This is a genomic window from Thermoplasma sp. (assembly GCF_023256435.1).
Taxonomy (GTDB): Archaea; Thermoplasmatota; Thermoplasmata; order Thermoplasmatales; family Thermoplasmataceae; genus Thermoplasma.
On sequence record NZ_JAGDXM010000054.1, the window covers coordinates 20041 to 33088 of the forward strand.

Sequence of the window (13048 nt, forward strand, 5' to 3'; positions counted from 1 at the left end):
AGTCAGTTCATTGCGTATTTAGATCATGGATATTAACATTATCTGCGTTCATCCACACTTCGTTTCACCGTCATAGAAGTGTGATATCAACTGGCAAATACGATATATTATATAGATATATAAATAATACAAAAAAGTTTATATTCATTTAACAATAAGCAAAATGTGGATGCTCAGAGATTCGTCCTGCCGATGAATGGAGAGAATATATCAGTGGTCATAGGGGACAACGTCACTGGCCACATCAATGATGAGGTTGGTCGTTATGATACGCTCGTCTTCATGATAAGCAGAAGGGTGGAAGAGCTCTTCGGCCCGAAAATTCCACCACTGGAAGATTATGGAAGCAGTACGATTAAGATAACGCTCAACGATGGAGAATCGCTTAAGACCCTGAGGAACTATCAGAGAATAATAAAAGTGCTTGTCGAGAAGAAGGTCAGCAGAAATTCGCTCCTAGTGTACGTAGGAGGTGGAACGGTGGGCGATCTTGCGGGGTTCGTCGCAGCGACATACAAAAGGGGCATACGCATGATCGCTGTGCCGACGACGCTGCTTGCGCAGGTCGACAGTTCCATAGGCGGAAAGAACGGCATCGACTTCTCTGATGTGAAAAATGTCATCGGAACGTTCTACAACCCTTATCTCATCATCGATGATCTGGAGTTCCTGAAGAGCACTCCGGAGATAATAAGGGAAGGCATGGGTGAGGTGATAAAGTACAGCATCATAGCAGGTGGCGACATGTTCAAGAAGGTATCAGAGACAAACCTGTCCAACTTTAACGATCATTCCGCAGATATAGTGAAGATGAGCATAAAGATAAAGGCAGACATAGTGAACCGGGACTATTATGACAGGAACGGAATACGATCTGTTCTAAATCTCGGTCATACCATAGCGCATGGCATAGAGGGCGCTTCAAAGGGACAGATAAGCCATGGAAGATCGGTCGCAACTGGCATGATGGTCGAGGCCCACATAGGGGAAAAATATGGAAACACGAAGCCTGAGGTCATAGAACATATAATGAAGCTCGCAGATAATTACGGTATAGAGAGAGTCAGAATATCAGACATAGGCGTCAATAACATAGTGAGATACGTTTCAAATGACAAGAAGATGGCTGAGGGCTACATAAATATGCCAGTACCTGCAGAGGTCGGAAACGTGATAACGATGAAGGTGACCGAGAGGATGATAAGCGACGGGCTGAACACATTCATCAGAGAGCATGAGCGGAAATAGAATCACAGGCCTCATTGGCCATCCAGTATCTCACTCAATTGGTCAGATAGTCTACAACAGGATATTCCGTGATGAGGACATCGATGCGATGTACCTAGCTATCGATGTACATGATTCTGTCCTTCCGATATTCATGAAGAGCTCAGGCTTCATGGAGGCATTCAACGTCACGATTCCGCACAAGGTTTCAGTCATACCGTTTCTAGATCGCTTGGACCCGATTGCGTCTGAGATCGGATCGGTGAACTTAGTCATAAACCGGGATGGCCTGAAGATGGGATACAATACGGATTATGATGGCATAGATTATGCACTGTCGAAGAATGGAGCGAGCGTTACGGGTAAACGCGTGCTTGTCTCAGGCACAGGCGGAATAGCCAGAACAGTCATCAGATATCTGCTTGATCATGGCGCACGTGAGATTGACATTATCACCAGGAATGTGGATCGGGCCAAAAATAAGCTGGATTTTCCAGGTATAGGCATACTTCAGCATACCGATAAGGATTATGACATATTCATAAACTGCACACCGCTTGGAACTTTTGGCCAAGGAAACCCCTTCAGATCCTTCTCCTTCAGGCCTGGAACCACAGGGATCGATATGGTCTACAACCCGGTTATGACGGAATTTCTCGAATCTATCAGGGCTGCTGGAGGAAAGGCCGTATCTGGGCTGGATGTTTTCATAGGGCAGGGACTGCGAACCCTAGATCTTGTCTTTGGCATCAGGCCGGAAAGACTGTTCAGGATGTATTCAGAGGAGGCTCTTGATGAAATTCGTCAGAGTTAGAACACATGGAGGCATCTCCATAATATCCGCATTCATAGACGGCATAGGCGGTGCATTCTCAATCGATCTGCCGCTGACAGTTACCGTCAGGGAGGGTACCTGTGATCGCGAGATGAAGATATCCGAGGATCTGCGCAGGTCCCTATCCATAGGCACATGCTTTAGGTTTTCCGTCGAGAGCAGGATACCATCTGGTTACGGCCTGAAGAGCAGCAGCGCCTATATACTGGCACTGGCCAAGGGAATGGCAGTATATTCGGGAAAGGAAATAGACGACCTCGATCTGCTGAGATCCGCCGCAGAAGTATCAAAGATGTCCGGCTTTTCAATAACCGGCGCGCTGGATGACCTCTGCCAGGCCATGTACGGCGGCTACTGCCTTACAGATAACAGAAAGATGCGAATACTGAGGCACGGCATGATCCCGAACTTCGCCGTTCTGGTTTGCGCAGATGGAAACAAACGTTCATCCGGAAACTTGAAAATAGATGGCCATTATGTAAATTCCATACGGAGCGTTGAGAACCTTGCATTCAGCGGGAGAATCTTTGATGCCGCTGTGGCCAATGGCCTCGTCTACGGTTCAATATTCGGCCTGAACCTCAATGTAATAAACAGAATGCTGAGGAATGGATCGATGTATTCATCACAGAGCGGCAAGGGCCCGGCGATCTTCGGCATATTCAGGAACAGATCCTCGGCCATCAAGGCAAGATCCGATATCGGTTTCGGGATAGTCACAAAGATAAACAACCAGGGAATACGTTACTGGAAATATGACAGTTAAAATACATGGAGCTGGTGGCAGCGGTACCGCTGTCCTACCCTCGTCAAAGAGTTTCACACAGAGGTATATACTCGGATCGGCCTTTCTCAACAAGAACGTCATATTGAACTACGTCACCATAACTGGGGATGACGCTATAGCCATCGACATAGCTCAGAAGGCCGGCGCCGATATAACGGTTAATGACAGCAGCATAAGGATAAAGAGTTCGCTGAGATGCCCAGAGGAAATATACGTTGGCGAGTCCGCAACATCCTACAGGATAGTCCTGGGGCTTCTCGGTTCCTCCGGCTGCATAACGCATGTATCAGGCGAGCCCGGTCTGGCAAAGAGGCCCATGGAACCGCTCATCAAGGCCCTTGAAGCCAACGATGTACGCCTCACACTCAACGGTGACGGATTCTACGATGTGGACGGATCCGCGTCCAAGAAAAGGTATGTGGAGATAGACGGTGTTAGTTCGCAGTTCGTGTCTTCCATGATATTCTATTACGCGAAGAAGGGTGGAGGCGAGTTCCTGGTGAAGAACATGAGGTCACCAGGATACGTGTACATAACGAAGAGAGTTCTCTATGATCTAGGTTACTTCGTCAATGTGGAACGCACGATCACCATAAACCCTTCAGGTGTGTGGAAGACGACCATAGATGTAGAACCAGATTATTCGAGCATGGCATTCTTCCTGGTTCTCGGGCTTCTGTCAGAAGAGGTGGACATGCGCTTCAACATAAAGAGGATGTCCAGAATTCAGCCTGATTCTATACTGCTCGATATTTTCAGGGACAACCTCGCCATAGACAGGGATACGGTGAGGGTTCTCCCGGGCATAAAGAATCGCATAACCATAGATGCGGATCATAACCCGGATCTTGCTCCGCCGCTTGCCGTAATAGGCATATTCTCTGATGCTGGCGTGGAGATAGATAACTATGCAAGGCTCAAGACAAAGGAGAGCGATCGATACGAGGCAATGATAGACCTGGCTTCCAGATTTGGCGCAATTGTTGAGGATAACGGAAAGGATCTCTTCATAAAGAAGGGAGATCTGAAGAACCCCAGTACGCTGGCCTATGAGGATCACCGCATGATAATGAGCGCTGCAATCGCTGCCGCAGTCTCCGGTTTCGAGATAGATATAGAGAACGAATCCAGAGTATCCAAGAGCTTTCCAGGTTTCTTCAAAGAACTGTCCAAATTCGCAAGGATTGAGGAATCAAATTAATTTTATATGCGGTGTTGATTAACACGCATGCTCCTTTTTCAGGACTTGAGAAAATCAATATTTGATACGGTAAATGAGAGGTTCAAGATCTCGGAGAATGATGTATACTTAGATGACACGGGTCATTCAGACATAACTGTCAGGGTTTTCAGGATCTTGAAGTCTCCGGATGGCGGAGAAAACGTTATAAATGATATAATCACCTCGCTTTCAGGCAAGGATTATGTTGAAAAGGCGGCTGCCGAAGGCGGCTACATCAACGTGTGGATTAAGCGCCCCTACATGCTTCATGAGGTTATAGATTCCATTGAAAGATTCGGGATCTATCCAAACGTCTTCCAGGAGAGCGACAGGGTAAGCGTGGAGCATACCAGCGCAAACCCAACCGGACCACTGCATATAGGTAGGGCTAGGAATTCTATCATAGGTGATTCTGTATACAGAATACTGTCCAGATACGGATACAGAACTGTGAGGCAGTACTTTGTAAACGATTCTGGAAAGCAGATGATATCCCTGTACACGGCATATATCAGATATGGCGGCCCTCTGACCATAGACAGCCTCCTCGAGAATTATCAGAAGATATATCGTGATCTCGAGAAGGATCCAGGGATCGAGAAGGAGATAGAAAAAAATATTGAAAGGTATGAAAACGCCGATCCTGAGGTCTATGGCACGCTGAGAAAGATCGCTGGCGTTATGCTCGACGGTATCGCCTCAACGCTGAAGAGGATCGGCATAGAGTTCGATGAGTTCGACTGGGAATCAGACCTACTCAGAGATGGGAGCGTGAAGAAGGTAATAGGCATGCTTGAGACGAAGGATGACGACGGCGCTAAATTCATAGAGATCCCTGGAAAGAAGATATATCTGACCAGGAAAGACGGTACTACGCTCTATTTCGCCAGAGATATTGCCTATCATCTCCTCAAGGCTGAGAACAGCGAATGGATGATCGATGTGCTTGGTGAGGATCATAAGGATCACGCCAGATCCCTCGATCATGTACTGAGGAATATGCTCAGGATTGAGAACAGACTGTCGTTTCTCTACTACAGCTTCATAACACTTGAAACCGGTAAGATGTCAACGAGGCGCGGGAACATAGTGACGCTTCAGGATCTTGTCGACAAGACCTATGAAGAGGCTCTGAAAATCGTAAACGAGAAGAGGCCAGACCTCAGCGACGATGATAGGAAGAGGATTGCAGAGGCGATAGCAACCTCAGCTGTGAGATACAGCATAATAAGGGTAAGTGCACCGAAGCCGATAACGTTCAGGTGGGATGAGGCCCTCAACTTTGAGGCGAATTCCGCACCCTTCATAATGTATTCCTATGCAAGAGCCACAAGCATACTGGAAAAGGCTTCTGAACCTGTAGAGGCCTATGGAACGGAAATGGAACCAGAGGAGGCGGATCTTGTAAAAATAATGTACGTATATCCATACTATCTGAAAGACGCTGCCAATGATCTCAAACCTGATCTCATAGCCGGATACCTCGTCTCACTTGTGCAGAAATTCAATGATTTCTATGGCGCCTGCAGGGTCATCGGTACAGATCCATCAACCTATGCAAGGAGAATACGTATAGTGAAAGCTTATAGGGAGATCCTGTCTGATGCCGGAAATCTGATAGGAATAAAAATGATAGAACAGATGTAAAAATATCAAAAATTTTGTTTTTATTTCTTCTTCTGCTGCTTCGGCAGTTCAGTCTTTGGCTGTGTCGTCTTCTGCTGAGTGGATTTACCGCCACCTGACCTTAGCCTGTAATATACGTAGACGATTATCACAAGCACGACTATTACCGAGACAACTATAAGAGGCGTCCTGTAGGCGGGCGGATTCACGCTGACCTCCTGCGTCAGTGCACCGGCCTTCACGAATGCTGAAGGCTCATTTCCAACCTCGGCAGTAGCATAGAGCGATATCTTTCCTGATGTTGGCGGCACCCAAGTGACCGTTGCATTGTATGACTTGCCTGCCTTGATCTCGCTCACGGTTGTAGATCCAACCACCTTACCATTCACATACAGAGTTATGTTGACATCGTATGCATTGACAGTCCCGAGGTTAGACACGTTAACATAAACTTTGGCTGAGGAACCCTGATATGCTGCCTTTGGCGAGTATATGGAGTTCACAACCAATCTCGGACTCTGTACGATCATGGAGACCGTTTTATTGTAATATCCAGATATGCCAGACGGATTTGTCACGTTCAATGACACTATCATGCTGTTAACGGTGTTGAACTGTATAACGAGATAGCTCATGTTCATCGATGTTATATTCGTATAGGTTGTGGAAGAAGGCTGGGCGACGGTTCCATTCACATATTCTATCTTCCACTGGAACTTGAGCTGACTGAACGGATAGTACGGATCCGTTGTGTTGTTTGCGCTTATCACTATGGTCTTACCGGCTATCGGGTTCTTTATGTAAGTTCCGTTGTATGTCATGAAGAAAGTAGCCGATGGCGGTGTAGTATCGTTGACGTACACGTGCATTATAACATGCGTTATGTTTCCGACTTCACTGGTAACGTTTGCATACGCATATTGGTTCAGATAACCTGGTGCAATGCTCGGATGCTGGAATGCGTATGATACGTTCTGCCCTATGAAGGTCTGGCCTGGGAAGTGCCAGCTGTACATCAGAAAGACGCTGTATGATGATACCTTGAGGGATGTGCCATAGAGGCTGTAGCTCACACTTGCTGACTGAGGAACGCTCAGCGATATGAAATATGTATTGTTAGCGGAATAATATTGCTGTGATACACCTATGGCCTTTCCATTGAGGGATGCAGAGAATTTAAACGCGGTGAGAGGTGTCTTGTTGCTCAGTCCTACAACTGTGAAATTAGAATAGGCCACACCACCGGATGGGCTCATCACCCTTACGCTGACAGAATTGGTTCTGTCATAGAATTTATATGAGACGTTGTAGCCATATTCAGTTGTTCCATTTATGGTCCATGTGAAGTTGGCCTGAGCATAATCGTTGGAATTTGTTACGGGATTGAAGTAGGCTGTGGATGCGTTTATATAAACCGTCTGGTTCAGAGGTACTACGTAGTATGCGTTAGACGCATTGTTGTTCAGGACATAGTTCTTTGACACCATGTTCTTCCAGAACAGCGTGTAGGTATTGTTCGACATCACTGGTTTCTGTACTGGTGAGAACTTCAGATTCACCATTGTGTTTGCAGAGAGAGGTGATATTTTCACATAACGGTACGAGGATATCAGAGGAACATTGGATGAGGATACTGCAAGGCTGCTGTTATGGTATGTCAGATTGAAATTGTACTGTATTGAACCAGGCGTGTTCTGAGTACCATACACGTAAATATTAACCGAGCTCAGGCCTGAGATCGACGACATGTTTCTGTATGTGGCATTCACATATGCGAGAACTGAGTTATCAGTGCTGTATACCTTTACGCTTGGTGTTCCAGTTATATTATAATAAACGCCATTTACAAGGAATGTTTTGGATGTGTAATTCTGTGCGAGCCCATAGAAATATTTCTGAAGTGCCGCTGTCGTTATTCCGTCAAGCTTCATCTGCCAGTATAGAGATCCAACGCTTGAATTGGGGAAATAGTTGGGGAACGCCGTTCCATTATTTAGCTGAAATGTTATGTTCTGGTACATCATCTGAAGGTTCTGGCTTATGCTGTAGTTATAGTATACATTCGAAACATCCTTGGTCAGAGTTATCGATGCGCCATTTTGGGCTGATGCGAAAACATACGGCTGATATCCTGGCGATTCAACCAGTATTATATCCGTTGTTGGCGCATAAACAGCAAATGAACCGTTTGTGAAATGAGAAACCGTATAGTTATAAGGCGCTACAGGATCGATGGCCACCACAGTTCCAGAATTCACATTTGGATAACCATAGAATGTAGCGCTGATTGGACTTATAGTTAAGGTTGCCGTTGGGCTGCTGAGATCCTCCAGATACGTTGAATTTGTACCTGTATTTGCGTAATTCAACACAACATAGAAAGGCACTTTTATGGGTAGCTGGAATGTGTAGGTTCCCGTGAATACCTTGCTCTGGTTGAACACAAATCCATCCTGTGTCTGGAACTGCACTACTGCCCCTTTCGGAATGCTGGAGAATGTAACGTTAATTCCATAGGTGGGGAATGCAGTCAGCGAAACTGGCACATTCATATATGGCGAGGTTAGATTGAATGCTACTGATTTCTCATAATATATCGTGAAATTTCCTGTGGAACCCGGCCCTATGTAGTTCGGAACCTGGACGTAATACTTACCATATGGAAGAGAAACATTAAGATGCGGGCCGCTTCCTGACGCTACAACAACTCCATTGAAATTGAGTACCTCTACCGGTACCTTTGCTGGCCCTCCATAATACGATACCGTTATATTGGCATAGCCAGCCTGTGGCGTCATGGCAAAGCTCATTCCCGCAAGGGAACTCAATGCTATTATTGAAACAATAGCAATAGCAATTGTAGATTTGTTCACCGATATCCTCCCTTTTTTTGGGCTAAACAAAACTTTTCTTATAAATATTGTGATCATTCTGCATCATTGCCCTTCCCTGACAGCATTTGTCATTGCGTTTATGAACGATCAAGAGACTGTCCTGTTCGATGAGTATAAGATTTCAGCCCTTCACCACGGATAACGGCACCATTCTGGCAACTGGCCTTGCCAGGCGAGCCCCATATACAGCTTCGACAACTTCATCGACGTTCTTATAGCTCTCCGGAGCCTCTTCGTACAACACCTGTTTTGTCGCAGGCCTTGCATAGACGTTCTTCCTCTCCAGCTCCTTTTCTACAATACCAGCATATCTCTTGACAGCCTGGCTTCTGCTCAGCACACGACCTGATCCATGGCAAGTTGTACCAAATGACTTAGTCAAATTATCTGGAAGGCCAACAAGTACGTATGAAGCTGTTCCCATGCTACCTGGTATTAGTACAGGATGGCCAGTATCTTCAAAAGGGGATGAAGAGACATTAGATGGGAATGCCCTAGTTGCACCCTTACGATGGACAATGACCCTTATCCTTGAACCGTCAACCGCGTGAGTTTCCTCCTTAGCTATGTTATGCGCCAGGCTGTATACCAGCTTTGGTCTTACACCGAAGTGCCTTTCGAAGACCTCTCGAATACGGTATATGGCGATCTGTCTGTTGACAAATGCAAAATTCGCAGCGGATCTCATAGCATCCAGATATTTTTCACCAAGAGAGGATTTTACGTGAGCGGATATGAGTTCAGCATCTGAAGTCCTTATTGCCTGATCGCTCTCTCTGAGCATCCTGATATAGTCTGTTGCCACCTGGTGACCGAGACCTCTTGATCCGGTATGGATCATAACGGTAACTTCGTTCTCCATTAAGCCAAATCTGCTCGCGGAATCCTTATCGAATATATCGGAGACCTTTTGAACCTCCAGAAAGTGATTCCCAGCACCAAGAGTACCTATCTGGCTCATTCCACGCTGCTGAGCTGCCTTGGATACGTTTGATCCTGTATTCTCTATGGAACCCCCATCCTCGGTATGAGTCAAATCATCACGTATGGCAAGATCATGATCCATGGCCCATTTAAGGCCGAACCTTAGTATCTCGTTGAGATCAGAGGATGAAACCTTCAGGCCCTTCCTTGAGGTCAGCCCGCTTGGGATTTCATTGAAGAGATCATCGGTGACCACCTTCAATTTCGGCTTAAATTCTTCATAAGTTAGACCCGTTGAAACCAGAGCCACGCCACAGTTTATATCATACCCTACACCGCCTGGAGAAACTATTCCCTCTTCAGCATCAAAGGCAGCCACACCACCTATGGGAAATCCGTAGCCAAGATGTATATCTGGCATTGCGTATGACGCTTTAATTATACCTGGGAGCTTAGCAACGTTCATGACCTGTTTCAGCGAACCCTCATCAATGCTTTCTTTGAAGAGAGCTTCGCTGGAATAGACTATACCTGGCACCAGCATATCGTCCTCTTTATCGATCATGTAGGTATAGTCATCTATCCTCCTAACATTCATAATCCATGATGTCCAATAGAATCATAAAGTTTCATGGCGAATATGGGCGGACAACTTTTTAACATCGAAAAAAGGAAATAATGCGTCAGCTATGAATTCACAGATCGATTAAAAACCATAAAAGGATATGCCTGCTGAGTGTTTCAATGAAAGATGGAACTGTTTATAGATTGAAGAACCATCTTCGACCATCGATATGATTAATAATTCCTTTAAGATGTTAGATATAAGTTGCCCAAAGAGACCTATGATCTGCTATCCTTCGATGAGAACACGCGGTTCAAACTGAAGACCGAGGCCGCGCTCATACTGAATGCACAGAGAATAAAGAAGCTGTCTGAAGATCCCTCGAAATTTGATAGATACATAGAGGAAAGACTGGCTATAATGAGAAAAATACTGAATAGCAGCGGTCCTTTCAGGCTAAAGGAAGGTGAGAAAATCATAGTGGATTATGACGGCAATGATGTAAAGATAAGTTTTGATTGAACGTCTGGTGCTGGTTCATAATCAGGGTCTATATCTCTTTGTTTATGGTATCCATCGATATTTAAAAATGTTCAAGAGATCAAAGGATGGATGAAAAGTCAGAAGGATCGGTTGGAGACTGCTGAATCAATTCATGATATCGCAATATCGGGATACACGATAAGAGTTATACAGATAGATCATGCATCTGGTCTTGTGGATCAGGGGCTTTTTCATAGGTCCATGAAAATTTTTCAGAATTATATGGAGTTATCTGAGATCTGAGGGTTTCAACATGACAGATCACGCCAATTATGGTCAAATATTTCTTAGAGAACCCAGAAAATGCCAATTTGTTGACCATCTTCGAGACTAGCTATAAAAATATATGCTAGCATGTGATATACGAACATGAAGGAATACTCAATATTCAGAGAGCTCATAAATGACATGGAGACTCTCAAAAGGCATATCTCAGTCATAGATGTGCTATTGAAGGAGCAGCCCATTGGTATAATCAAACTATCTCAGGAGACTGGAATTCCTGAACACAAGATACGGTACTCTCTCCGTATACTGGAGCAGGAGAACATAATCTCACCGTCAAGGGAGGGTGCAATACTGACACCAGATTTCATAGAGCATAAGGATCAGATAATAAGCGACGCTGAAAAAGCCGTAGAGGAGGCTAATGCGATCCTTGAGCAGGTAAAGAGGATGCTCCAAAAGAAATGATTAATTAGTTGTTTTACATTTTTTAAATCGAATGCTTTGGAAAAAACCCACTGAACTCACACATGAATATGTAATCAGGAAAGCGGAGCCGGGTGATGCCGCTGGCATTATAAACTGCATGCAGAGCGTCATGGATGAGAAGGTATATCTGGTGGGCGAATACTATATGCTCACAGAGAGGGCTGAGCAGGAGAGGATAAAGAGCCTCGATGATCTGACGCTTGTGGCCGTCCTAGACAGGAAAGTTGTAGGCGTTTTGACCGTACAGCGCGGCATATACAGAAAGAACAAGCATACCGGAAGCCTCGGCATCGCCATCATGGCAGGGCATAGGCATAAGGGCCTCGGCACGAAGATGATAAGGCAGGCAATTGAGTGGTGCGAGGATCAGGGAATAAAGAAGCTCAATCTGGAAGTTTTTTCTACAAATACCAACGCAATTAATGCTTATAAGAAGATCGGCTTTGAGGTGGAAGGCTACAGAAAAAAACAATTCATCATAGAGGGACAATTCGTTGATGACGTTCTCATGACGTATTACGTTGATCCTGCTTTAAAGGATCTGCAATGATCTCTTTTCTGTTCTTGATTTTGACTGAAAATGTTAAATTTAAAAAGATGTTACTAAAGCAATATGAAAACAATGATATGGAATATCGATTATTTCTGTAATTTGAGATGCAAGAGTTGCAATGCATGGCAGGGCAAGATTTTCTTTCCTGAGGATCAAATAGATAAACATATAAGGGAAATGAAAGAAAATGGCATCAAGATCGTTTCAGTAACAGGTGGAGAACCAACCCTCAACAAGAACGTAGTAGATATAATTCGTAAATTGAAGGAGAATCATTTCTTCACTCATATAGCTACAAATGGAACGAACCCATATGTGTTAAGGAAGCTTTATCCATATCTTGATGCTGTGACCATATCTCTAGATAGCAATGTACCAGAGGAACACAATGCCTATAGAGGCTTGAAAATTTTTGATACTGTAGTTTCAAATATTAAGGAAGCAAAGAATAAAGTGAAAATAGTAACAGCGAATATGCTCGTCACGAATTTCAACTATTTCAAGGTAGGCGAGATCGCAGACTTCGCGAACAATGAACTTGGCGTTCCTCTATCGATGTGCTTTCCGGAACAGGATGCATATTATTTCCAAGACTTCCAAGTGACAAACGAAATGATAAGAAAGGCTTTCAGTTATGCCTATGAAAACTATCACAGGCATGTCTTCGGCAACATGCGCACCTATTACAAAGAAGCTGTGGATTTCATTGATGGCAAGGGTTCAAGGGCATGCAAGGCCGGCCAAGAAATATTTTACACAGACTATAGAGGCAAGGTTCATCCATGTTTTGAACACGTAGAAGTTGTCCTTAATAAGAAGCCACAGTGGGATATATATGATAATCAGTGCCATAAATGCTTCACTGAGTGCTTCCTCGAGCCTTCCATCGATCATACTTTTGAAGCAGCATCGTTAATTGGAAAGATATGGTGGTTTAACCACGTGAAGAGAAGGGATATAAAATATATAGATTCAAGAAGACCGAAGCAGAATGTACCTGAAATTCAGTGATCTTTTCACTGAAACTGATTTCCGGATTCTGCCAGTGAACTTCAACCATATTTTTAGTCGATACGATCTGATTCGCCTGATAATATCGTCCAAGATAGAGTTCCTAAAGAGTTGATGATCCGATTCGGGCTAGACATTCGACTGACT

At 44.6% G+C, this 13048-nt stretch carries 11 protein-coding genes; 9 read left to right on the forward strand and 2 right to left on the reverse strand.

Annotated elements, in window-relative coordinates:
• Positions 1 to 165: 165 nt before the first annotated feature.
• Genes aroB through argS form a run of 5 tightly spaced genes read left to right on the forward strand, consistent with a single transcriptional unit; the run spans position 166 to position 5718 of the window.
• On the forward strand, positions 166 to 1248 hold the full coding sequence (aroB, locus tag Q0C15_RS07385) for a 3-dehydroquinate synthase (RefSeq protein ID WP_297217901.1): 1083 nt from the start codon (positions 166 to 168) through the stop codon (positions 1246 to 1248).
• Positions 1235 to 2041 carry a shikimate dehydrogenase gene (locus tag Q0C15_RS07390; RefSeq protein ID WP_297217904.1) on the forward strand — a complete coding sequence of 269 codons (807 nt, stop codon included), beginning with the start codon at positions 1235 to 1237 and terminating at the stop codon, positions 2039 to 2041. The genes aroB and Q0C15_RS07390 overlap by 14 nt, the downstream gene beginning before the upstream one ends.
• The gene (locus Q0C15_RS07395; protein WP_297217907.1) at positions 2022 to 2828 is read left to right on the forward strand and encodes a shikimate kinase; all 807 of its coding nucleotides are present in this window, start codon (positions 2022 to 2024) and stop codon (positions 2826 to 2828) included. Before Q0C15_RS07390 ends, Q0C15_RS07395 begins: the two co-directional genes overlap by 20 nt.
• The gene (locus tag Q0C15_RS07400; protein ID WP_297217909.1) at positions 2818 to 4050 is read left to right on the forward strand and encodes a 3-phosphoshikimate 1-carboxyvinyltransferase; all 1233 of its coding nucleotides are present in this window, start codon (positions 2818 to 2820) and stop codon (positions 4048 to 4050) included. The genes Q0C15_RS07395 and Q0C15_RS07400 overlap by 11 nt, the downstream gene beginning before the upstream one ends.
• 27 nt (positions 4051 to 4077) lie before the next feature.
• Positions 4078 to 5718, forward strand: a complete 1641-nt coding sequence (gene argS, locus Q0C15_RS07405) for an arginine--tRNA ligase (protein WP_297217912.1) — start codon at positions 4078 to 4080, stop codon at positions 5716 to 5718.
• Positions 5719 to 5738: 20 nt separating this feature from the next.
• Here the strand turns inward: argS and Q0C15_RS07410 are convergent, their stop codons facing one another.
• Positions 5739 to 8570, reverse strand: a complete 2832-nt coding sequence (locus Q0C15_RS07410) for a CARDB domain-containing protein (protein ID WP_297217915.1) — start codon at positions 8568 to 8570, stop codon at positions 5739 to 5741.
• 142 nt (positions 8571 to 8712) lie between these two features.
• Complete coding sequence (locus tag Q0C15_RS07415) at positions 8713 to 10113, reverse strand: RtcB family protein (RefSeq protein ID WP_297217918.1); 1401 nt, start codon at positions 10111 to 10113, stop codon at positions 8713 to 8715.
• 231 nt (positions 10114 to 10344) lie between these two features.
• On the opposite strand from Q0C15_RS07415, the gene Q0C15_RS07420 reads away from it, so the two are divergent.
• The 4 genes from Q0C15_RS07420 to Q0C15_RS07435 all read left to right on the forward strand — a co-directional run bounded on the left by Q0C15_RS07420 (position 10345) and on the right by Q0C15_RS07435 (position 12901).
• Entirely contained in the window at positions 10345 to 10602 is a 258-nt protein-coding gene (locus tag Q0C15_RS07420) for a hypothetical protein (protein ID WP_297217921.1), read from the forward strand.
• Positions 10603 to 10992: 390 nt separating this feature from the next.
• Positions 10993 to 11316 carry a transcriptional regulator gene (locus tag Q0C15_RS07425; protein ID WP_297217924.1) on the forward strand — a complete coding sequence of 108 codons (324 nt, stop codon included), beginning with the start codon at positions 10993 to 10995 and terminating at the stop codon, positions 11314 to 11316.
• A gap of 31 nt (positions 11317 to 11347) precedes the next feature.
• Positions 11348 to 11887, forward strand: coding sequence for a GNAT family N-acetyltransferase (locus Q0C15_RS07430; RefSeq protein WP_297217927.1), 540 nt, complete (start codon positions 11348 to 11350; stop codon positions 11885 to 11887).
• A 102-nt stretch (positions 11888 to 11989) separates the two neighbouring features.
• On the forward strand, positions 11990 to 12901 hold the full coding sequence (locus tag Q0C15_RS07435) for a radical SAM protein (RefSeq protein ID WP_297217929.1): 912 nt from the start codon (positions 11990 to 11992) through the stop codon (positions 12899 to 12901).
• Positions 12902 to 13048: the final 147 nt, after the last annotated feature.